The 23,055-nt window shown below is 58.3% G+C and carries 19 protein-coding genes; 5 read left to right on the top strand and 14 right to left on the bottom strand.

Going from position 1 to position 23,055, the window contains the following annotated elements; translation table 11 throughout:
- Positions 1 to 17 precede the first annotated feature (17 nt).
- A complete protein-coding gene (queA, locus tag F3J31_RS17705) occupies positions 18 to 1,088 on the bottom strand; it encodes a tRNA preQ1(34) S-adenosylmethionine ribosyltransferase-isomerase QueA (protein WP_045909793.1) in 1,071 nt (356 codons plus the stop codon).
- Between the two features lie 92 nt (positions 1,089 to 1,180).
- Here queA and acpH point away from each other — a divergent pair, with 92 nt between their 5' ends.
- Positions 1,181 to 1,762, top strand: coding sequence for an ACP phosphodiesterase (gene acpH, locus F3J31_RS17700; RefSeq protein ID WP_111963429.1), 582 nt, complete (start codon positions 1,181 to 1,183; stop codon positions 1,760 to 1,762).
- A 127-nt stretch (positions 1,763 to 1,889) separates the two neighbouring features.
- Entirely contained in the window at positions 1,890 to 2,492 is a 603-nt protein-coding gene (locus F3J31_RS17695; RefSeq protein ID WP_008503347.1) for a peroxiredoxin, read from the top strand.
- A 43-nt stretch (positions 2,493 to 2,535) separates the two neighbouring features.
- On the opposite strand, the gene F3J31_RS17690 is transcribed toward F3J31_RS17695, so the two are convergent.
- From F3J31_RS17690 to phoB, 7 genes are all read right to left on the bottom strand, one after another.
- On the bottom strand, positions 2,536 to 3,921 hold the full coding sequence (locus F3J31_RS17690) for a DUF3999 domain-containing protein (protein WP_167214461.1): 1,386 nt from the start codon (positions 3,919 to 3,921) through the stop codon (positions 2,536 to 2,538).
- On the bottom strand, positions 3,918 to 6,533 hold the full coding sequence (locus F3J31_RS17685; protein ID WP_167214458.1) for a DUF2339 domain-containing protein: 2,616 nt from the start codon (positions 6,531 to 6,533) through the stop codon (positions 3,918 to 3,920). Before F3J31_RS17685 ends, F3J31_RS17690 begins: the two co-directional genes overlap by 4 nt.
- Before the next feature lie 86 nt (positions 6,534 to 6,619).
- The gene (gene malZ / locus F3J31_RS17680) at positions 6,620 to 8,437 is read right to left on the bottom strand and encodes a maltodextrin glucosidase (RefSeq protein ID WP_063620943.1); all 1,818 of its coding nucleotides are present in this window, start codon (positions 8,435 to 8,437) and stop codon (positions 6,620 to 6,622) included.
- Positions 8,438 to 8,599: 162 nt separating this feature from the next.
- On the bottom strand, positions 8,600 to 9,973 hold the full coding sequence (gene proY / locus F3J31_RS17675; RefSeq protein ID WP_008503261.1) for a proline-specific permease ProY: 1,374 nt from the start codon (positions 9,971 to 9,973) through the stop codon (positions 8,600 to 8,602).
- An 80-nt stretch (positions 9,974 to 10,053) separates the two neighbouring features.
- On the bottom strand, positions 10,054 to 11,373 hold the full coding sequence (gene brnQ, locus F3J31_RS17670; RefSeq protein ID WP_045909798.1) for a branched-chain amino acid transporter carrier protein BrnQ: 1,320 nt from the start codon (positions 11,371 to 11,373) through the stop codon (positions 10,054 to 10,056).
- Between the two features lie 409 nt (positions 11,374 to 11,782).
- A complete protein-coding gene (gene phoR, locus F3J31_RS17665) occupies positions 11,783 to 13,078 on the bottom strand; it encodes a phosphate regulon sensor histidine kinase PhoR (protein ID WP_045909799.1) in 1,296 nt (431 codons plus the stop codon).
- Positions 13,079 to 13,099: 21 nt separating this feature from the next.
- A complete protein-coding gene (phoB, locus tag F3J31_RS17660) occupies positions 13,100 to 13,789 on the bottom strand; it encodes a phosphate response regulator transcription factor PhoB (RefSeq protein WP_008503265.1) in 690 nt (229 codons plus the stop codon).
- Between the two features lie 187 nt (positions 13,790 to 13,976).
- On the opposite strand from phoB, the gene sbcD reads away from it, so the two are divergent.
- Positions 13,977 to 15,182: an exonuclease subunit SbcD gene (gene sbcD, locus F3J31_RS17655; RefSeq protein ID WP_167214455.1), complete on the top strand. Its 1,206-nt coding sequence runs from the start codon at positions 13,977 to 13,979 to the stop codon at positions 15,180 to 15,182.
- A complete protein-coding gene (gene sbcC, locus F3J31_RS17650) occupies positions 15,179 to 18,310 on the top strand; it encodes an exonuclease subunit SbcC (RefSeq protein ID WP_167214452.1) in 3,132 nt (1,043 codons plus the stop codon). The genes sbcD and sbcC overlap by 4 nt, the downstream gene beginning before the upstream one ends.
- A 66-nt stretch (positions 18,311 to 18,376) precedes the next feature.
- Here the strand turns inward: sbcC and mak are convergent, their stop codons facing one another.
- A complete protein-coding gene (gene mak, locus F3J31_RS17645; protein WP_048225853.1) occupies positions 18,377 to 19,282 on the bottom strand; it encodes a fructokinase in 906 nt (301 codons plus the stop codon).
- 123 nt (positions 19,283 to 19,405) lie between these two features.
- Here mak and rdgC point away from each other — a divergent pair, with 123 nt between their 5' ends.
- Positions 19,406 to 20,320 (top strand): recombination-associated protein RdgC, encoded by a 915-nt coding sequence (gene rdgC / locus F3J31_RS17640; protein WP_023310540.1) that lies wholly within the window; start codon positions 19,406 to 19,408, stop codon positions 20,318 to 20,320.
- A gap of 48 nt (positions 20,321 to 20,368) precedes the next feature.
- Here rdgC and ppnP read toward each other — a convergent pair whose 3' ends face one another.
- From ppnP to F3J31_RS17615, 5 genes are all read right to left on the bottom strand, one after another.
- A complete protein-coding gene (gene ppnP, locus F3J31_RS17635) occupies positions 20,369 to 20,656 on the bottom strand; it encodes a pyrimidine/purine nucleoside phosphorylase (RefSeq protein ID WP_008503270.1) in 288 nt (95 codons plus the stop codon).
- Between the two features lie 71 nt (positions 20,657 to 20,727).
- Positions 20,728 to 21,405: an AroM family protein gene (locus F3J31_RS17630; RefSeq protein ID WP_008503271.1), complete on the bottom strand. Its 678-nt coding sequence runs from the start codon at positions 21,403 to 21,405 to the stop codon at positions 20,728 to 20,730.
- Positions 21,406 to 21,644: 239 nt separating this feature from the next.
- Positions 21,645 to 21,836 (bottom strand): protein YaiA, encoded by a 192-nt coding sequence (gene yaiA, locus F3J31_RS17625; RefSeq protein WP_023334675.1) that lies wholly within the window; start codon positions 21,834 to 21,836, stop codon positions 21,645 to 21,647.
- Between the two features lie 44 nt (positions 21,837 to 21,880).
- A complete protein-coding gene (gene aroL / locus F3J31_RS17620) occupies positions 21,881 to 22,405 on the bottom strand; it encodes a shikimate kinase AroL (RefSeq protein WP_045909805.1) in 525 nt (174 codons plus the stop codon).
- Positions 22,406 to 22,549: 144 nt separating this feature from the next.
- Positions 22,550 to 23,008: a YaiI/YqxD family protein gene (locus tag F3J31_RS17615; protein ID WP_010428006.1), complete on the bottom strand. Its 459-nt coding sequence runs from the start codon at positions 23,006 to 23,008 to the stop codon at positions 22,550 to 22,552.
- Positions 23,009 to 23,055 lie beyond the last annotated feature (47 nt).

The following is a 23,055-nucleotide window of genomic DNA, read 5'->3' as shown; positions in this document are numbered from 1 at the left end:
AACACGGTGCCGCGGACTTATTCCCCGACACGCTCATTCAAAGCCTGCGGATTGTACGTGATAAACATCGCGTCACCGTAGCTAAAAAAGCGATATTTTTGTTCTACCGCAGACTTGTAGGCATTCATCGTATGCTGATAGCCCGCGAATGCGGAGACCAGCATAATCAGCGTCGATTCAGGCAGATGGAAGTTGGTCACCAGCGCGTCAATCACTTTGTACTGGTAGCCTGGGTAGATAAAGATCTGCGTATCGCCAAAGAATGGCTCAATAAGATCGTTCTTCGCTGCCTGCGCGGCGCTCTCAAGTGAGCGCACAGACGTCGTACCGACCGCCACGACGCGGCTGCCGCGCGCTTTCGCCGCCAGCACCGCGTCCACCACGTCCTGAGGCACTTCAGCATACTCAGAGTGCATGATGTGATCTTCAATGCTGTCCACGCGCACCGGCTGGAAGGTACCCGCGCCGACGTGCAGCGTCACGAACGCCATCTCAATGCCTTTCGCGCGCAGTTTTTCCAGCAGCGGCTCATCAAAGTGCAGACCTGCCGTTGGGGCCGCGACCGCGCCAGGCTTCTGGCTGTAGACGGTCTGATACAGCTCGCGGTCGGCCTCTTCGTCCGGACGCTCAATATACGGCGGCAGCGGCATGTGGCCGATGGCGTTCAGGATATCAAGCACCGTGCGCTCGTCGTTAAACGCCACTTCGAACAGCGCGTCGTGGCGCGCGGTCATGGTCGCCTTGATACTCTCATCATCGCCCAGCAGCAGCTCCGCGCCCGGCTTCGGGGCTTTGGAGGCGCGAATATGTGCCAGAATACGTTTATCATCGAGCATACGTTCGACCAGCACTTCAATCTTGCCGCCGCTGGCCTTACGGCCGAACAGGCGCGCCGGGATCACGCGGGTATTGTTAAAGACCAGCAGATCGCCAGGGTTGAGCTTGTCGAGCAAATCGGTGAAAGTACCGTGCGTCAGCTCGCCCGTTGGCCCATCCAGTGACAGTAAGCGACAGCTGCTGCGCTCAGGCATGGGATAGTGAGCAATCAGGGATTCAGGTAGTTCAAAGGAGAAATCGGCGACGCGCATGACGTATACTCGTGACTTAAAAACAGGCGGCATAGTCTAGTGCTCACACCCTTTTGCTGCAACAACTAGCCGCCCCCGGACAAATAAAACGCATGAATTTTCTCGCTCACCTGCATCTCGCGCACCTCGCTGACAGCTCCCTCTCGGGCAATTTGCTGGCCGATTTCGTACGCGGTAATCCCGCAGAAGACTACTCCCCTGAGGTTGTCGACGGGATTTTTATGCACCGCCGAATCGACGTGTTGACGGATAAACTGCCGGAAGTGACGGAAGCCAAAGCGTGGTTCCGCCCTGAAACGCGCCGCGTTGCGCCGATCACGCTCGACGTGATGTGGGACCATTTCCTGTCGCGCCACTGGGCACAGCTCTCGCCGGAGCTATCCCTGCCCGAATTTGTGCGCTATGCCCACCAGCAGGTGTCGATCATTCTGCCCGACTCGCCACCGCGCTTTGTGAATCTGAATAACTATCTGTGGTCGGAACGCTGGCTGGAGCGCTATCGCGAGATGGACTTCATCCAGAACGTGTTGAATGGGATGGCAAGCCGTCGCCCGCGCCTTGATGCGCTGCGGGATTCCTGGTATGACCTGGATGAACATTACGATGCGCTGGAAACGCGTTTCTGGCAGTTTTATCCGCGCATGATGGTACAGGCGAAAAACAAACAGCTGTAACAGAAATTACATTGATAGGTAAAAGCTGGCGGAACGATTGTCACCACCTCTTTGTCTTATCCATGAACACTCTCTATACTGGCTCGCGTTGCGTTCCAAATAACCTTAGTATCTACAGGAGAATCATATGGTTCTGGTAACTCGTCCGGCTCCGGATTTTACAGCTGCAGCAGTTCTGGGCAACGGTGAAATCGTTGAAAACTTCAACTTCAAACAGCACACCAACGGTAAAGCGACCGTTCTGTTCTTCTGGCCAATGGACTTCACTTTCGTTTGCCCGTCTGAGCTGATCGCGTTCGACAAACGTTATGAAGAATTCCAGAAGCGTGGCGTAGAAGTGGTTGGCGTCTCCTTCGACTCTGAGTTTGTACACAACGCATGGCGTAACACCCCTGTCGACAAAGGCGGCATCGGTGCGGTGAAATACGCAATGGTTGCGGACATCAAACGCGAAATCCAGCAGGCTTACGGTATCGAACATCCGGACGCTGGCGTTGCGCTGCGCGGTTCCTTCCTGATCGACGCGAACGGCATCGTTCGTCACCAGGTTGTGAACGATCTGCCGCTGGGTCGTAACATCGACGAAATGCTGCGCATGGTTGACGCGCTGCAGTTCCACGAAGAGCACGGCGAAGTGTGCCCGGCTCAGTGGGAAAAAGGTAAAGAAGGTATGGCTGCTTCCCCAGACGGCGTGGCTAAATACCTGTCTGAGAACGTATCCAGCCTGTAATCGGCACGGTTTACGAGAAAGGCCCGCTTATGCGGGCCTTTTTTTATGCCTTACGCTGCGTTTCCCGCCAGATGCGCCAGGCCATGCCCGCCAGCAGGAGCACGCCCGCAATCAGCACGCCCCACACCAGCAGGGCGTTCATCCAGCTCGCCCGATCGGCCGCAGAGGTAGCGGTCAGACGCCCCTCGCCGCCTAACGCAACGTCATCCACAATGTCGGCCTGCGGCAGGTTCGCCATTGCATAAGTCTTACGCAGGTCGGCGGGGATCAGCATGTCGGGCTCCACGCTGGCAGGCTTTGCGGCGCCGTTGCCCCAGGCAAGCACGTACGGCGCTTTCCCCTGCGCGTTGAACACCAGGTCGTAGCGGTCGCGATGCCCCGTGACGCTCGGCAGGTATTCTGGCAGACGCGCATTCAGCGTCGTGATTTTCACGGCCTGCACCAGGCCCCCGCTAAGCGAAACCGGTCCGGACGTTTTTCCCTCCAGACGGTAAATCACCTCTTTTTTCAGGGGGTGCCATGCGTCTTTTTCCGTACTGCGCCACGCGATCTCCACGGGAAGGACACCATCACCGTTCAGCGAAATGCTGACAGCACTCAGCGGCTGCGGGCGCACCCAGCGCCACTGCGCTTCGCTTGTCGATAGCGGCTCCCCTTCTCCCTCAAGATTGATCTCTTCCGGGGCCGCCTGCGCAGGTGCGCTGATTGCGTTTACGCCAGTCAACGTTATCCCCTTGCTCTGCGTATTCAGCACCACCATGAGATAGCGATTCGCCTCGGGAGATAAAACCGTATCGGTATCGATCCGATCGAGCTTAAGGCGATCCTGACCGCTGGCGACGTCCAACAGCGGCATATCTTCGCGCAGGGTATACCAGCGCTTAAGATCCTCGCTGTAATAGACCGACGCCGTTCCCTGCCAGGGCGACTGCGGGGTATTCCAGAGCAGCTGCAGCTGGGATATGGCCAGCTCACCCGTCGTCTGCTCCGGCAAGGTCAGCAGGTAATGTTGCCCGGCTGCGGCGGCTTTTTGCCCCTCCAGCACAATCTCAACGCCGTTTCGGGAACGGAGCAGGATCTTATCGCTGTCACCGGCGTCTGAGGCAGCTGCGAGCGGCGAGGCGTCCAGCGGAAAGAGACGCAGCGCCGTGGAGTGCGCTGTGTCCTGCGGGCGCGTTGCGGCGATCAGGCTAAAGGGAACCGGCTCGCCCGACTGGTTAAAGACGCGAACATCATGCAGATCCGCTGACGTACTCTGCTCATAGACGGCAAGCGGCAGCATCACCCGATACCACCGGGAAGGAACGGACGTGTCGAGTGAACGACCAAAGGCATAGTCCCGGGGCGATTCCGCGGGTACCTCGTCGCAGAACGCCGGGCCGGAAAGCGCCAGCAGCGCGGTACACGCCACCGCTTTCATCCATTTCATTTTTCATCTCCTGTTTTTGGCGGTAGCGGCGAGAAATAGCCCACTATCAGCACCAGTATCGCCACGCCAATAAACGCCACCGCGCGCGACAGACCGCCTCCGCCCGCGCTGTCCACCAGCATCAGCTTAACCATCACCACACCCAGCAGCGCGGCCCCGCAGAGCCACTCCTGCCGGGAAGCCTGACGGGTGGCATGGATCATGACCACCAGCGCGCTCAACATCCAGAACAGGGCAAAGCTGGTCTGGATAAGCCGCGAATCCCACAGCGATGCCATATTCCAGGCCACGTCGCCGTACCAGGCCAGGGCGCGCATCAGCGCACCGTTTAGCCACCAGAAGCCAAACGCCATGAGCGCGACGGCAGGCCACGGGCGCGCTTGCGCAAGCCACGCCGGGTAGTAGCGATCCACCGCCCGATAAAAGACCACCAGACCCAGCAACGCGAACGCGGCACCTTCCTCAAGCGGGTTCACCAGCGGCAGCCAGGTCTGACGATAGACCACGCCGTCCTGGAAATTAGTCACCACCAGCAATACCAGCAGCGCCACGACTACGGGAATCGGTGCCAGGCAGGCGTAGAGCGCAGGCCACTCCCGGAACGGCCACACGCGACGCCGTACCGCAGCAGAGAGCACCATAATCATCCCGCCGCCTGCAGCCATCGCCAGTCCGCTGCCCCAGGCCGCCATGCCCCACGGCAGGGACCGGGCAAACCAGTAAAGCTCGGCGGCCAGCGCCAGTAAAATCATCCAGAACAGCGACAGATGCAGCCCCATCGCGATGCGCGGCAGGAGTCTTTCACCGTCGCGCCGCAACATCATTAGCGCGGCAGGAAGCGCAACGCACCAGGCCAGGTTTGACCAGCCGGCGGAGACGATCTGCTGGTGCCAGAGCTGATAACCCACCATCAGCAGCATAACCGGCCAGAGCAGCCATTTGCTGGCGTCCAGCTCCCGCCACGCCAGACGAGCGGCCACCTGCCGCCAGCCCCAGACCGACGCCGCCGTCAGCGCCAGCACGCCCGCCAGAATCGGTAATTCCTTCGTCAATGCCAGCCGCGATGCGCCCAATAGCGCCACGAGCCAGAACAGCAGACCACCTGCCAGCAGCGCCCAGCTGACCGGCAGGAAGTGAGTCCGCCACAGCCAGGCCGCAGCCAGCCAGCAAAGGCTAAGGATGGCGAAGATAAGGAGCAGGCTCAGCGGCGTAACGCCGTTTGTTTGCGCCCACAGCGCGCTGCCGAGCGCCAGCACCAGCAGCGCCGTCCCGCTATAGCTCATCCGCCGCTGCTGCTGTTGCACGCCCAGCCAGAGGATACCCAGCCCCTCCAGCGCCCAGGCCATTGCCGTCCAGCGCGCCGACAGCGCCAGCGGAATGGCGAGCGTGGCAAACCCGCCGCCGATCGCCAGCGCCGCCATGACCAGCGGCCGTCCGAGGAAGGGATAGCGCCGCAGCGCGAGGTACGCAAGGGTGAGATAAAATGCGCCGTATCCCAGCGCGCTCAGCGCCGGGCCATATTCCCAGTGTCGGGTCATGCCGTACTGCATCCCGAAGCCGATCAGCGGCGGGGCAAACAGCAGCACGCCGTCAACGATCTGCTTCCCTTTCTCCTGCGCCCGCAGCGACAGCGCCACGCTCAGCACGCCGAATATCAGCGTATTGGCAATCAGGAACAGCTGGCAGATCCAATAGTCTTCAGGCTGGTAGTCATTCAGCCCCCACAGGCCGCCCACGCCGAACGTAAACAGCAGCCCGAGCAGGTTCAGCTCGCGCCAGTGCTGCCAGATGCTGATAGCAAGAATGCCGATGGACAGCAGGAGATAGAAAGAGAACAGCGCGACAAAGCTGCCTCCCCCGGTAGACAAGAGGAGCGGCGCAAGATAGCCGCCGAGGCTCGCCAGCATGGCAAGGCTCAGCGCCTTCTGCAGCACCGCCAGCCCGACGCTCGCCGCGCAAATCACCACCAGCAGCGCAAAAGCCAGCGTCATCGGCAACATTTGCCAGAGCCGGAAGGCGCCAAACACCGTCAGGTAGAGCACGCCGGTCGCCCCGCCCTGGAGGATCAGCGCATAGACGCGCTGCCTGTGCCGCAGTCGCCACCCGACAGCCAGCAGAACAATGGCAAACAGCGCGGTTGCCACGAGGCGCAGCTCAAGCGGGAACAGGGAATGCTCGACGGTATAACGCAGCAGGAAAGAGAGGCCGAGGAAGAGCAGCAGGATCCCCAGCTTCGCCAGCGGATTACCCTGCATGAACCAGCGCGCCAGCGACGTCAGGATGCCGCCAAAGGCTGAAGGCGGTTTTGCCACTGGCGCAGGAGCCTGAGCGGGTTCTGCCACCACAGCGGGAATATCGGGGCGCCAGGGGTCGACAGACGCGGGAGCGTCCTCCACCACTGGCGCGGTAATAGCCACTGGCGCGGCGGTCTGCACCGGCTCCGGCGCGTTCTCAGGCACGCCGCGCTGCTCAAGCGCCTCTATGCGCTGGCGCAGCCGGGCAATCTCCTGCCGCGCTGCCGTACTGCGGTTAAACCCGATAACCGCAAGCACGGGCGCAACCAGCAGCGCAAAAACCAGGAATAAACAGCCAAGGATGTAAAGCTCGTCCATGTTTCCACCTTCACCGTAAACGATCCGTTAAGATTGACACAAATCGTTGCATTTGCGCCATCTTAAAAGGTGGAAACATTAGCGCATTAGCTGCCGAACCAGATCGTCGCGGATACCGCAGGCAGCGCCAGCACGCCGTCCTGTATCGTCGCCTTGCCCTCTTTGCTCTTCCACGCAGCCACCTTCAGCAGCGGTGAATCATCCAGCACCACTTCGCAGGCCTCGCCCCGGTTGATCGCCACCAGCACGCGCTGCTGGTTATAGACGCGAGCAAACACCACCACGTTATCGTGGGCGTACACCACCTGACAGCCGCCGTAGCGCAGGGCGAGACTCTGCTTACGCAGCTTCGCCAGGCGCTGATACAGGCTGAACAGCACCTTGTCCTGTTTCTCCGGCGCCCACGGGAAGGTTTTGCGACAGAACGGATCGTTGTTGCCGTCCAGCCCCACCTCGTCTCCGTAGTAGATGCACGGTACGCCCGGCCAGGTGAAGAGCCAGGTCACCGCCAGCGGCAGACGCGCGACATCCTTGCCGAGCAGGGATTTAAAGCGCGCGGTGTCGTGGCTATCGAGCTGGTTAAACATCCGCAGCTGCTGCTGATGCGACAGACCAGCGCGGTAGTTCTCCATCCACGCCATGCAGGTTTCAGCGTCGATATGATTCGGATCGTAGGAGATATCGGTGTTGGCGAGGAATCCCCACAGCGGGAAGGTAAAGCCGCGATAGTTCATCGCCGCATCTTCCGCATCGTTCTGCAGCCACTGGCGCGCGTCGCCAAAGTGCTCGCCAAAGACGAACGCCTCCGGCTGGGCCGCTTTTGCCGAGCGCGTAATCCCGGCGACGTGCTGAAGGTTATTCCGCGCCCCGCCCGCTTCGCCGAGCATATGCACTACGTCCAGACGCCAGCCGTCCATATTCCACGGCGCTTTCAGCCAGTGGCGCACGATGCTGTCTTCCCCGCCGTAAATCTCGTTCACAAGCGTTGGCGACTGGAAATCCAGCTTCGGCAGGCTCGGGTAGCCCAGCCAGTCCAGCGCACGCCCCTCCTCATTAAAGCTATACCAGTCGCGCTGCGGCGAATCCGGGTTATGACATGCCCCGCCCATCGACTGGTTATGCCGATCAAACCACGCATGCGAATCTCCGCTGTGGTTGAACACGCCGTCCAGAATGAGGCGCATACCTTCGTTTTGGGTGTTCTTACGCAGGCGCAGCAGCGCCTCGTCACCGCCAAACTGCGCGTCGACGTGGCGATAATCTTCGGTATCGTATTTATGTACGCTCGGGGCTTTAAACACCGGGTTGAGATACAGCGCCGTCACGCCCAGTTTTTTCAGGTACGGCAGCTTTTCGCTGATGCCGTCGAGATCGCCCCCGTAGAAGGTCGATCCGCCCGCCTGCGCGGTCAGCGGCTCATCCCACGCTTTCAGGATAATGTCGTGGCCCGCTGCATGGTGGTAATAGATCTTATCCTGGTCGGCAGTGCGTTTTTCGCTGCGCGCAAAACGGTCCGGGAAAATCTGGTAAAAGACCTGATCGTTAACCCACTGCGGGCCGTTATCCGGGTAATCCACAGCAAACTGCTCCAGCCGTGCGGGCGGAAAACGGCTAAACCCCTGCGGGGTAAACCACAGCTGACGGTTGTTCCACAAAAGCTTGAAGCTGTAGCGGCGGCGCGGCTGTCCGCTACGCAGGTCGATATTCGCCCGCCAGGCGGTGATCCCCGGCTGCGGCTGGCTGCGCAGCTTGTGCATTTTCAGCCCGGTCTCTTCGTTATCGATTTCGGCGCGGAGCGTCACGCGTTCAGGCTGATTTTCACCCGCCAGCCAGAGCGTAATCACCAGGTTGTCTTTGTTTTGCTTAACAAATGGGGCAACCGGAAGGTGCCAGGCGTTTAACATCACGAATCCCCTTTGATGAAATTGACGTCACCTTGCCACAGGGTGGTTAAGGATAGCTCACCATGATGGGATTTATTGGGGGAGGAGGACGGGGGAGGAGGCATCAGTGCGGCCTGATGCCCTCACCCTAACCCTCTCCCACGGGGAGAGGGGAAAAGGATGTTACTGCGCTTCCGCCAGCTGACGGTCGCGGCGGCATTTAAACACCCAGCCCACCAGCAGCAGCACGATCCACGCGCAGCCCACGTAGAGCGAAATGCGGGTGTCCGGATGGTAGCCAATCAGGCCAATGATAAACACCAGGAAAATCAGCCCGACGACGGTGGTCGCAACGCCGCCCGGTACTTTGAACTTCAGCGCTTTCGCCTCATCCGGCGACAGGCGACGGCGGAAGGCAATCTGCGACAACAGGATCATGATCCACACCCACACCGTCGCGAAGGTTGCCAGGGACGCAATCACCAGGAAGACGTTCTCCGGCATGATGTAGTTCAGGTAAACCGAGAACAGCAGCGCCACGGTCATCACCACGACGGTCACCCACGGCGTGCCGCGGCGTGAGGTTTTGGCGAACACCTTCGGCGCACTGCCCTGCTCCGCCATGCCGTGCAGCATACGGCCCACGCCAAAGACGTCGCTGTTGATCGCCGAAAGCGACGCGGTCAGCACCACAAAGTTGAGAATGCTGGCCGCAAACGCAATGCCCATATGCTGGAAGGTCAGGACAAACGGGCTACCGTTGGTGCCTACCTGGTTCCACGGGTAGATGGACATGATCACGAACAGCGTACCCACATAAAACACCAGAATACGCATCGGCACCGAGTTGATCGCACGCGGAATGGATTTCTCCGGGTCTTTCGCTTCCCCAGCGGTGATACCGATAATCTCGATACCGCCGTAGGCGAACATCACCATCTGCAGCGACATCACCATCCCGAGCCAGCCGTTGCTGAAGAAGCCACCGTTGCTCCAGAGGTTGTGGATCCCGGTCGGCTGCCCGCCGTTGCCAATCCCCCAGATGATAATCCCAAAACCGGCCACAATCATGATGATGATGGTGGCGACCTTGAAGAAGGAGAACCAGAACTCCAGCTCGCCGAACACCTTCACGCTCATCAGGTTGACGGCGCAAATGATCAGCACCACGCTCAGCACCCAAATCCAGTGCGGCACCGCCGGGAACCAGACGCCCATGTAGATGCCAAACGCCGTCACGTCGGCAATCGCCACAATCAGGATTTCGAAGCAGTAAGTCCAGCCGGTGATAAACCCGGCCAGCGGGCCGAGGTTTTCCTGCGCGTAGCGGGAGAATGAGCTGGCGGAGGGGTTGTGAACCGACATTTCGCCAAGGGCGCGCATGATGATATACGCCGCCACGCCGCCGATGATGTACGCCAGCAGCACGCTGGGACCGGCCATTTTGATGGCATCTGCCGAGCCATAAAAAAGACCGGTGCCGATAGCCGAGCCCAGCGCCATAAAGCGGATGTGGCGCGTGCTCAATCCACGTTTAAGTTTGTTAGTGCTTTCCATTTAAATCTTGCCATTCAACACGAAAAAACAAAAAACCACGGGGCCTTAAGCCCCGTGGTTAAACAGTTTGTTGCCGTTGATTAATGGGCGTTCGATGCGACCTGACGCCCTGCGGCACGGTCCCAGATAATCGCCAGAACCAGCGCAACAACGGTAGGCATCAGCCAGGCCAGACCCTGCTCGGACAGCGGCAGACGCTGTGTCCAGGCTGGCAGAACTTCCGCGAACGCTGATGCTTTAATCCCGTCAAGGATACCAAAAATCAGGCTGATAAACATGGCTGGCGCAATAATTCGTGAGGAGTTGTTCCACCACGGGCGGGTGAAGCTCAGCACCACCAGCACGATGCACGGCGGATAAATCGCTGTCAGTACCGGAATAGAGACCTGAATCAGGTGGCTCAGACCGAGGTTGGACACCGCCATGGAGAAGATACCAAGGATAAACACCAGGGTACGGTAAGAGAGCGGCAGATACTGCGCAAAGAACTCAGCACAGGCGCAGGTCAGGCCAACGGCGGTAACCAGACAGGCCAGGAAGATGAGCGCCGCCAGCAGCATACTGCCCGCACCACCGAAGGTGTGCTGAACATAGGCGTGCAGGATAGCCGCACCGTTGGCGTTCTGATCGACCAGCATGGCACTATCGGAGCCCAGACGGAACAGCGCCAGATACAGCAGCGTCAGCCCTACGCCAGCCATCAGACCGGCCCAGATGGTATAGCGGGTCAGGAGACGCGCTTCGGTCACACCGCGGGAACGCGCGGCGTTAACGATAACGATACCAAACACCATCGCGCCCAGCGTATCCATCGTCAGGTAGCCGTTCACGAAGCCGTTAGAGAACGCGGCGTTTTTATAGGCGTCCATCGCGTCGCTAATCGGGCCGGCGGGCCAGACGATGGCCGCCACCGCCAGGACAATCAGCGCCACAATTTTCAGCGGAGCCAGGAAGTTACCCACGGTATCCAGCAGTTTGCCCGGATAGAGAGAAACCAGAATCACGATAGCGAAGTAGATCAGGCTGTAGATGAACAGCGGCATCGCGCCGTCACCGGTCAGGGGAGCAATCCCCACTTCGAAGGAAACGGTCGCGGTACGCGGGGTGGCAAACAGCGGCCCCACGGCCAGATAGCAGACGGTTGCCAGCAGAACGCCTGCCACTTTGCCGATCGGGGAGCTGAGGCTATCCACACCGCCACCGACTTTCGCCAGCGCGATGACGGTAAGCACCGGCAGACCCACGGCAGTAATCAGGAAACCAAACGCGGCGGTCCAGACGTGTTCACCCGCCTGTAAGCCAACCATTGGAGGGAAAATGATGTTGCCTGCGCCAACGAACAGCGCAAATGTCATAAAGCCCAGCGCGATGATGTCACGCGATTTTAAGTGATGGGTCATAAAACCTTACTGCCTGTGGATGTGGTGTTGAAAACATTGAGATTTTCGATATCCCTGACGGGACGATACAGCCGAAAATTTGCTCAATTTCAGCGGGAAATGCTCCCGTCCTGGCGTGGAGAAGAATAGTTTTTCGATTTACCACGCAAATACAGTCGGTATGACAGTATCTGGGGCGCAATTTAAACGCTTATAACGTTTAAAGGCAAGGTGGGATCGTAAAACCAGAACAATATGCCAGCATGAAAATACGCACCAGCACAATACGCTGTTTATAAGAAAAACCCATGGCTAATCATGCGAACAAAAAACAGCCAGCCGTATAAAATTCATCCGCGTTTCGCTTGACTGCAAAGCAAACGGGCCAGCGATGGCTGACCCGTGGAAAGGTAAAATGACACGCCCGCCGTCAGGCGATCTTTTTGGCAATTAATCGTTCCGGGATAACGAAGCTGAAGCGGGTTCCTTTACCCAGGGTACTCTGAATATCGAGACGGCTTTCATGGTGGTTGACCGCGTGTTTCACAATCGCCAGCCCGAGGCCACTTCCGCCCGTCTGGCGCGATCGCGCTTTATCCACACGGTAGAAGCGCTCGGTCAGACGCGGAATATGCTCCGGCGCGATCCCCGGCCCGTTGTCCTCCACGCTAAACTCGGCCCCCGTTGGGGTATGGTGCCAGCGCACCACGATATCCGTCCCTTCCGGCGTATGATTCACCGCGTTATACACCAGGTTGGAAATGGCGCTGCGCAGCTCATCTTCGCTGCCTAATACCTTCAGCGTGTTGTCGACGTCAAAGGTCAGGTGATGCTTTTTGTGGCTTAACGTCTGCGCTTCACGCTCCACGACCCGCAGCATCATCGGGACATCAATGGTGTCATTCAGCGCGAGCGTTGGCGCCGCTTCAATCTTCGAGAGCGTCAGCAGCTGCTTCACCAGGCCTTCCATCCGGTGCGTTTGCTCGCGCATGGTGTGCAGCGCTTTTTCACGCGGCGCACCTTCCAGCGTTTGCTCCTGCATCATCTCCAGGTAGCCCTGCAGCACGGTCAACGGGGTTCGCAGTTCGTGGCTGACGTTGGCGAAGAAGTTACGACGCGCCCCTTCCAACTGGTGCATCTGGGTGACATCGCGCGCCACCATCAGCCACTGCTTATCGCTGTAGGGCATCACGCGGATCTCCAGATGGCGACCATTATTGAGCTTGAGATTGTGCGGACGGGTGAAATCACGCTTTTTCAGGTACAGCGTGAACTCGGGATAACGCAGAAGGTTGAGAATATTCTGTCCATTGTCATCCGGCCAGCGCAGGCCCAGCAGCTGCTGCGCCAGGCCGTTACACCAGAAGATCGTCCCTTCTTCGGTCGTCAGGATCACGGCATCCGGCAGCGACTCTGCACCGCTGCGAAAACGCTTAATCAGGCTTCCCAGCTCGCGGCGGCGCTTTTTATTACGCATCTGCATCTGATGCAGACCGTACAGCAGCGGCTCCCAGCTGCCGCTTCCCGGCGGCGGCGTCATGCTTCGGTCAACCCACAGCCACCAGGAGAGGCGCAGCAGGTTCCAGAAATGCCAGATGAGCAGCCCGGTGACCGACGCCAGCAGAAACCACGGCAGGTGTCCAAGAAAGGCCCCCAGAATGAAGGCCGGAATACAGCATAAGATCAGTTCAAAGACGAGCCTTTTCCATGACAGACGTTCCAGCACGCGTCACACTCCTGTCATTGTTCAGAAACGGGTAGAAAAACGATAACCCGTGCCGCGGACCGTCTGCACCATGCGATCGTGGCCGCTCAGTTCCAGTGCTTTTCGCAGGCGGCGGATATGTACGTCAACCGTCCGGTCTTCGACATACACGTTAGTTCCCCAGACGTTATTCAGCAACTGCTCGCGGCTGTAAACGCGCTCCGGGTGGGTCATAAAGAAGTGCAGGAGTTTAAATTCGGTAGGCCCCATGTCGAGGGGATTTTCACCGGTCATCACGCGGTGAGACGTCGGATCAAGGCTCAGCCCCTGCATTTCGATCACCTCTTCCACCGCCATCGGCGAAATACGGCGCATTACGGCTTTAATGCGGGCCACCAGCTCTTTGGGGGAGAACGGTTTGGTAATGTAATCGTCCGCGCCGGTCTCCAGACCGCGCACGCGATCCTCTTCTTCTCCGCGCGCCGTGAGCATCACGACCGGTATATCGCGGGTCAGCGCTTCACGCTTCAGGTGTTTGATAAACTGCAGTCCGGAGCCGCCGGGCAGCATCCAGTCCAGCAGAATCAGATCGGGCCAGGGTTCATTCAGCTGGTTCACTGCACTGTCATAATCTTCTGCTTCAACCGGCTGGAAGCCATTTTGTTCGAGCACGAAGCACACCATTTCACGAATTGGAGCTTCATCTTCTACGACCAGAATACGTCTCGCCATACTTTGCCCTGTCTTATCTTATTTACGTTACAAGTTTGTAATTCGGCGCCATTATGCGTCAGATTTATGACAGATTTATGAAAAACAGTACCACGTTAACGGGCAAACCGTTGTTTTATTACAGCGGTTATTTTCCCTTCTCTGAACGTTTATAATCCTGCTTTCTCTTTTTTGCCACGGATCAGCTATGCGCATACTTCACACCTCGGACTGGCATCTGGGTCAAAATTTTTACAGCAAAAGCCGTGCGGCTGAACATGAAGCGTTCCTGGGCTGGCTGCTGGAAACGGCCCGGACGCACGAGGTGGACGCGATTATTGTGGCGGGTGACATCTTTGATACCGGCTCGCCGCCGAGCTATGCGCGCGAGCTGTATAACCGCTTCGTGGTGAATCTGCAGCAAACCGGCTGTCATCTGGTGATTGTCGCCGGCAACCATGATTCCGTCGCAACGCTGAATGAATCCCGCGACATCCTGGCGTTTCTCAATACCACCGTCGTCGCCAGCGCCGGGCACGGCCCGCAGATCCTGAAAAAGCGCGACGGGTCGCCGGGAGCGGTGCTGTGTCCGATACCGTTTTTACGTCCGCGCGACATCGTGCAAAGCCAGGCGGGGCTGTCGGGCGCGGAAAAGCAGCAACATTTATTACAGGCCATCACCGACTATTACCACCAGCAGCACGCCGAAGCCTGTGCCCTGCGCGGTGACCAGTCGATTCCGGTGATTGCGACCGGGCACCTCACCACCGTCGGGGCCAGTAAAAGTGACGCCGTGCGTGACATCTATATCGGCACGCTGGATGCCTTTCCGGCGCAGCACTTCCCGCCCGCCGACTACATTGCGCTCGGGCACATTCACCGGGCGCAGATCGTCGGAGGCTGCGAGCACATCCGCTACTGCGGCTCCCCCCTTTCGCTCAGCTTTGACGAAACGGGCAAAGCCAAATCCGTACATCTGGTGACCTTCTCCGACGGAAAACTCAGCGCCGTCGACACGCTGGAGGTGCCCGTAACTCAACCGCTGGCCGTGCTGAAAGGCGATCTCGATGCCATCACCGCACAGCTGGAGCAGTGGCGCGGCGTCGAGCAAGATCCCCCCATCTGGCTGGACATCGAAATCACCACCGACGACTACCTGCACGATATGCAGCGAAAAATCCAGGCGCTGACCGAAGGTTTGCCGGTTGAAGTCTTGCTGGTGCGCCGCAGCCGCGAGCAGCGCGAGAAAATCCTGTTAAGCGCCCAACGCGAAACGCTCAGTGAACTGGGGGTCGAAGAGGTGTTTGAACGCAGACTCTCGCAGGAGGAAATCGACGAGGCGAAGCGCGCAAGGCTCAGCGAACTGTTCAGCCATACCCTGCATGCGCTCAATGATGAGGAAGAAAACGCGTGAAAATTTTGAGCCTGCGACTGAAAAATCTTAACTCCCTCAAGGGCGAGTGGAAAATTGATTTTACCGCTGAGCCGTTTGCCAGCAACGGGCTGTTTGCCATCACCGGCGCGACCGGGGCAGGTAAAACCACCCTGCTCGACGCCATCTGTCTGGCGCTTTATCACGAAACGCCGCGACTGCAGAAGGTCTCCCAGGCGCAAAACGACCTGATGACGCGCGACACCGCCGAGTGCCTGGCGGAAGTGGAGTTCGAGGTAAAAGGCACCGCCTATCGCGCCTTCTGGAGCCAGAACCGCGCGCGCAACCAGCCGGACGGGAACCTGCAGGCGCCGCGCGTGGAGCTGGCGCGCTGCGAAGATGGCAAAATCCTGGCCGACAAAGTGACGGATAAGCTGGAGCAAACCGCCGCGCTCACCGGGCTGGACTACGGGCGCTTTACCCGCTCCATGCTGCTTTCTCAGGGGCAGTTTGCTGCCTTTCTCAACGCCAAACCGAGCGATCGCGCCGAGTTGCTGGAAGAGCTGACCGGCACCGAAATCTACGGTCAGATTTCCGCCATGGTGTTTGAGAAACACAAAGCCGCCCGCAGCGTGCTTGAAAAGTGCGAGGCGCAGGCGGCGGGCGTCGTGCTGTTGAGCGAAGAACAACAGCAGCAGTTACAGCAAAGTTTGCAGGCACTTACTGACGAAGAGAAAACCCTGCTGGAACAGCAGCAAAACCAACAGAAAGATTTTCAGTGGCTTACGCGCCATGATGAGCTCGTGCGCGAGCAACAGCGCGTCACCGCGATGCAGCAGCTGGCGCAACAGGCGCTGACGGACGCTGCGCCTGAACTGGCAAAACTGCAGCTTGCTCTCCCTGCCGCCCAGCTTCGGCCGCTTTGGGATCATCAGCAGGAGCAAACCGCGCGCCTGACGCAAACCCAGCAGCAAATTATCGAAGTAAATACTCGCTTACAGGCCAGAACCGCGCTGCGTTCGCGTATCCGCAATACCGCCCTGCGTGACCACGAGCAGCGACAGGCCGAACTGTCGGCGCTGGCGCAGTGGCTGGCGGGGCACGAGCGCTATCGTCTGTTAGGCCAGGAGATTGCAGGCTGGCGTGCCCAGTTCTCGCAGCTTAACCGCGATAAAACGCAGTTAGCCTCGCTTGCTGCGCGGATAGGTGAATTACGCAACAGGCTGGCTGCGATGCCGGAAAATGCGCTGACGCTGACGGCGGATGAGGTCAGCGCGGCCATGGAGCAGCAGTCCCGGTTACGCACGCTGCGCCAGCAGCTGACGTCGCTGCATGCCCGCTATCAGCCGCTGCAAAAGCGCCTGCGCCAGAGCCGTGAAAGCGTGCAGAAGGCGCAGACCGAACAAAGTAAGCTTAATGAAACGCTGACGCTGCGCCGCCAGCAGTACAAAGAGAAACACCAGCACTATCTCGATCTAAAAGCCCTGTGCGAAACCGAAGCAACAATTAAGAAGCTGGAGCATTACCGTTCCCAGCTTGAGGCGGGCAAACCCTGTCCGCTGTGCGGTTCCTGCGAACATCCGGCCGTTGATCAATATCAGTCGCTTGAGCTGACGGATAACCAGCGCCGCCGTGATTCCCTGGAAAAAGAGGTCGCCGCCCTTAAAGAGGAAGGCCTGCTGGTACTGGGACAGGTCAATGCCCTGACTCAGCAGATCCAGCGCGAGACAGACGACGCGCAGACGCTTTCTCAGGAAGAGCAAGCGCTCACTAAAGAGTGGGTGGCAGCCTGCACGTTCCTGAACATTACCTTGAATATTCAGGACGATATCGCGCCATGGTTGAACGAACAGGAACATTACGAGCGCCAGCTTTATCAGCTCAGTCAGCGTCTCACCCTGCAGAACCAACTGAGCGAACAGGAAGCGCAGGAGCGGCAGTATCAGCAGCAGCTGGCGGCTACGCGGCAGGCGCTGGAGCATGCCCTGCTCGCGCTCTCACTTAACGCACCTGAAGAGGGTCAGGAAGCCGCCTGGCTTCAGGCCCGTGAAGCTGAATTCGCGCAGTGGCAGGAGAAACAAACGCAGCACGGCGTGCTTCAGGAACGTATAAACGCCCTGAAGCCACTGCTCGACGCGCTTCCGGCAACGAACAGCGAAGACGCCGAACCGGTTATTCCTGATAACTGGCGCGCCATCCACGACGAATGCGTGTCGCTGCAAAGCCAGCTTACCGCGCAACAGCAGCAGGAAGCGCTGGAGCGAGAGCGTCTGCAGCAGTCGCAGACGCAGTTCACCGCGGCGCTCTCGGCGAGCTGCTTTGCCGACCAGGACGCGTTTCTTGCCGCCCTGCTGGATGATGATGCCATTCGCCACCTCGAACAGCGAAAGCAGTCGCTGGAAAACCAGATACAGCAGGCCGCGGCGCTGTGCGGGCAAGCGAACCAACAGCTGCAGTCTCATCTGGCGCAGAGGCCGCAAGGGCTCGACGCCGATCTATCCACGCTGCAAATCCAGCTGCAGCAGCTGGCGCAACAGCTGCGCGAGAACACCACGCATCAGGGCGAGATCCGTCAGCAGCTTAAGCAGGACAGCGATAACCGGCAGCACCAGCTGGCGTTGATGCAGCAAATTGAAGAGGCCGCGCGCCAGGCGGATGACTGGGGGTACCTGAACGCACTGATCGGCTCCAGCACCGGCGACAAGTTCCGTAAGTTCGCCCAGGGGCTGACGCTGGACAATCTTGTCTGGCTTGCTAACCAGCAGCTTAACCGTCTGCACGGGCGTTATTTATTGCAGCGTAAGGCCAGCGACGCGCTGGAGCTGGAAGTGGTGGATACGTGGCAGGCGGATGCGGTCCGCGATACCCGCACCCTCTCCGGCGGCGAGAGCTTCCTGGTCAGCCTGGCGCTGGCGCTGGCGCTTTCCGATCTGGTGAGTCATAAAACGCGGATCGATTCGCTGTTCCTGGATGAAGGGTTCGGCACGCTCGACAGTGAGACGCTGGATACAGCGCTGGATGCGCTCGACGCGCTGAACGCCACCGGGAAAACCATCGGCGTGATCAGCCACGTAGAGGCGATGAAAGAGCGTATTCCGGTGCAGATCAAAGTGAAGAAGATTAACGGGCTGGGGTATAGCAAGCTGGATAAGGTATTTGCGGTGGAATGAATGGGGGGATCGTGCAGTCTGATGCCCTCACCCTAACCCTCTCCCACAGGGAGAGGGAATAAACGTTTATTCTGGCCATAACCACGCCGCGCCGCGCACGCCGCTGGAGTCCCCGTGCAGCGCTTTGCGGATCGGGGTTTCACACTCGCCGCCGAAGACCCACTGCTTCACCAGGTTCGGCACCGTGGCGTACAGCCGATCGACGTTGCTCATGCCGCCGCCGAGCACTATCACGTCAGGATCGAGAATATTCACCACGTGGGCCAGCGATTTCGCCAGCCGCATTTCGTAGCGGCTAAGCGCCAGCTCCGCCACCGGATCCTGCGCTTCGACCAGACGCATGATCTCGTTACCCTTGAGCGGCTGGCCGCTCAGGCGATGGTAGTCGGTCGCAAAACCGGTACCGGAGATAAACGTCTCAATACAGCCCTGTTTTCCGCAGTAGCATGGGACTTCAGTGCGGTATTTGAGTTCGTCTTCATCCATCCACGGCAGCGGGTTGTGTCCCCACTCGCCCGCCGTGCCATTACCGCCGATATGGGCACGCCCGCCAAACGCCACGCCCGCGCCGCAGCCGGTACCGATGATCACCGCAAACACGGTCTGGGCACCGGCCGCCGCGCCATCGATGGCCTCAGAGACGGCGAGGCAGTTGGCATCGTTGGCCAGACGCACTTCCCGGTTCAGGCGCGCGCTTAAATCTTTATCAAACGGCTGACCGTTGAGCCAGGTGGAGTTAGCATTTTTAACCACGCCGGTATATGGCGAGATAGACCCCGGGATCCCCATCCCGACGCTGCCGGTTTGTCCTGTGGCCTGCTCGGCCATCTCAACCAGCCTGGCAATGGTCTCGATAGTCTGGTGATAATCATCGCGCGGCGTAGGCAGACGGTGGCGGAACAGCTGTTCCCCCTGCTCGCTCAGTGCGATAACTTCTGTTTTGGTGCCGCCCAAATCAATGCCAATACGCACAAGACTCTCCTCATTATTTTGATTATCAACAGAGTAGAAGCACGCATCCCGATTAGCAATGCAAGCGATGCGACAATTCGTTATCATGCCCGCTGATTTAACGACAAGGCCGTGGAAATTATCATGCTGTGGTTCAAAAATTTGATGGTTTACCGTCTCAGCCGCGACGTTTCGCTGCGTGCAGAAGAGATGGAAAAACAGTTAGCCGCTTATACCTTTTCCCCTTGCGGTAGCCAGGATATGGCAAAAACCGGTTGGGTTCCGCCAATGGGTTCACAAAGCGATGCATTGACCCACGCCAGCAGCACGGGTCAAATCATCGTCTGCGCCCGTAAAGAAGAGAAGATTCTGCCCACGCCGGTGGTTAAGCAGGCGCTCGAGGCGAAAATTTTCAAGCTGGAAGCCGAGCAGGGCCGCAAGCTGAAAAAGACCGAAAAAGATTCACTGAAAGACGAAGTGCTGCACTCTCTGCTGCCGCGCGCCTTCAGCCGCTTCAGCCAGACCATGATGTGGATCGACACCGTTAACGGGCTGATCATGGTGGACTGCGCCAGCGCCAAGAAAGCAGAAGATACGCTGGCCCTGCTGCGTAAGAGCATCGGCTCGTTACCGGTCGTTCCGCTGGCGCTGGAAACGCCAATTGAGTTAACGCTGACCGAATGGGTACGCAGCGGTGCTGCGGCACAGGGCTTCCAGATCCTTGATGAAGCCGAGCTGAAAGCCCTGCTGGAAGATGGCGGCGTGATCCGCGCGAAGAAGCAGGATCTGGTCAGCGACGAGATCGCCGTACACATTGAAGCGGGTAAAGTGGTCACCAAGCTGGCGCTCGACTGGCAGCAGCGTATTCAGTTCGTGATGTGCGACGATGGCTCCGTGAAGCGTCTGAAGTTCTGCGACGAGCTGCGCGATCAGAACGAAGATATTGACCGGGAAGATTACGCCCAGCGTTTTGACGCGGACTTCATCCTGATGACCGGCGAGCTGGCCGCGTTGATTCAGAATCTGGTGGAAGGTCTTGGCGGCGAAGCGCAGAGATAACGGGTAAAACGTAGGCCGGGTAAGCGTTAGCGCCACCCGGCTAATTTTTTATTTCAGGTAGCGGCACAGATAAGAGGTAGGCTCAGCCACCTGCAAATGAAATTCGCTGTGGCCAGGGACGTTGAAAACTTGCCCGGCAGCGTAAACTTTCCATTCCGTTTCACCCGGCAGCAGGACGTTCAGCGCGCCGCTGACCACCGTCATCTCTTCCGCTTCCGCCGTGCCAAAGGTGTATTCCCCTTCCGCCATTACGCCAACGCTGGCGCGGCCAGTGCTGCTGCTGGTAAAACCAATGGATTTCACTTTACCGGAAAAGTATTCGTTACTCTGAAGCATGAACTGGCCCTTATATTTTTAGATAAAAATTCACTATAGGGGCCATGCTCATCACCTGTCACGCAAAATCATTACATGAGCAGTTCCGAGGCCAGGCGAGCCATCAGAACGTTGGATAACAGCACCGGCACATCCAGCGCTTTTTGCAGCAAATCACGATGATGCTGGTGGAAACCCAGGCAGTCCAGAATCAGGACATCGGCCCCTCTTTCCAGCAGTTCCTTACCGGCAGCAATGAGTTTGGCCTCACTGTCCCAGAACGGATTGGCCAGCGCGTACAAGGGCACTTTTTCCAGCACGTGCCATTTTGCCTCCTGGTTATCCATGAGCTCCTCAATGGGGACAATCACCCCCACCTGATGACCATCCACGATGGAGGCCACCAGCGGCGGAATGATGCGCATCGGTTCCAGCAGAATCGCATTGCGCGCCGTGAGCCCCTTAATGGGGGCCGTGCTCATCAGCAAAATAACGTCATAACCCTGATTATCGAGCACTTCTATTACGCCCTGCAGCGAGCGCTCGATTTTCTGGCGCGAAACATGCGCCAGTTTACCGTCACTTAATAACGTCGCCAGGGGATCCTCCCCCGCCTCGACAGCGTAGTCCTCCATGACCTCTTCCCGACTCATCTTCCCCAGCAGGCTCAGATGCGTTATCTGTTGTTCAGATACATGCTCGGTTAAGAGCGGTAACACTTCGCTTACAGGGACCACACCAATGGTGAGGATCGCCAACGTTGCCTTCATCTTTATCGCCTTCCATTACTCCAACATCGTGCACACACAGGTACAGGCTCACTACGCTGCACAGTTCATTTTTTCAACAAAACAGCACCAAGCGTAGCAGGTGATCCCGACATCGAAATGTAAAGATCGCCTGCCGATACCAGAGTTACTTGTAATAACTAAATATTAACTCCTGCTTAACTTTCACGATGAGTAAAAAGTGTGATTCAGGCACGATCCTGGAGCGTTTAGGAAAACATTCAGGTTATGTCGGGATCTTCGTAGCGCCGTTTCGCATCCAGCGCTTCCTGTTCAGTCTCGTGTTCACTGATCAGCGAGTCCGGTTTTGGGTGATCGGCACGCAGTTGATACCAGGTCACGGTATGACCCGTATGGCCTTTTTCAACGGTAACAATGCGCGCTTCACGCGGATAGGGAGGTCTGGTTGGCATAGCTCATCCTTTTTTTATGTCTGAGCTATAAGTATAGACGCCGCTTAGCTGGCACAAGCCAAACGCAGGGCGGTAATAATCTGAATCACAACGTCTTCGGGAGAGGCTGACGCATCCACCACGTGGTGAGCCGCTTCGCGGTATAACGCATCGCGTTCCGCCAGCACTTCACTCACCTCTTCATTCAGCGGCCTGGAGGTTAGCGCAGGGCGTTGCCCCTCTTCCGGAAAGGCTTCCAGACGCCCAACCAGGGCCGACACCGGCGCGCTGAGATAAATCACAATCCCCTTTTCGCGCATAAACTGACGATTACACTCCGCCAGAACAATGCCACCCCCGGTCGCAATCACCGCAGACGGGGTGGTGACCGCTTTCAGCGTGGCCGTTTCGCGCGCGCGAAAGCTTTCCCATCCCTCTTGTTCAACAATCTCAGCGATGGTTTTTCCAGCCTCGGTTTGCAGCCAGTGGTCGGTATCCACAAACTGGCGATGACACACACGTGCCAGCTCCAGGCCAACGGTGGTTTTCCCACAGCCGCGGGGGCCAACTAAAAAGATGGGTTGGGTCATAGCCAGGTGTTCCCCTTGATGCCGGATGGCTGAAGAGTGTAAAGAAATAATTGCAGAAGATGTTGCGATTACTTTACTGCAAAGCGGTACGGGATGACAACCCTGTGGAGGCCACACTGTACCACAAATTGACAATAATTATCATTACGCTGTGCGGCGCTTCACTTCCAGCAGCCATTTATCCAGTTCGGCAGCAAACTGCTGGCGATCGCGCTGTGACAGGCTATCCGGCCCACCGGTCTGCACGCCGCTGGCCCGCATCGTATCCATAAAATCGCGCATAGTGAGCTTCTCGCGAATGGTCGACGGCGAGTATCGCTCTCCGCGCGGATTGAGCGCCGCCGCCCCTTTCTCCAGCACTTCGGCAGCCAGCGGAATGTCCGCCGTGATCACCAGATCCTCAGCGCTGCACAGGCGGACAATTTCGTTATCCGCTACGTCAAACCCGGCCGGCACGCGTAAAGAGCGGATGAAGCGCGAAGGCGGTACGCGAATATTCTGGTTCGCCACTAGCGTCAGCGGCATCTGAACGCGCTCGGCGGCACGAAATAAAATCTCTTTAATCACATTCGGACACGCGTCCGCATCAACCCAAATCGCCATATTGTCTCCCCTTAATAACTCTGCCGACTATTGTCGCCTGCATTTCG

Source organism: Enterobacter sp. Acro-832 (assembly GCF_011752745.1).
Lineage (GTDB): Bacteria > Pseudomonadota > Gammaproteobacteria > Enterobacterales > Enterobacteriaceae > Enterobacter > Enterobacter quasiroggenkampii.
Note: the sequence above shows the minus strand (reverse complement) of the source record. Positions and strands in the feature narration are given on the sequence as shown.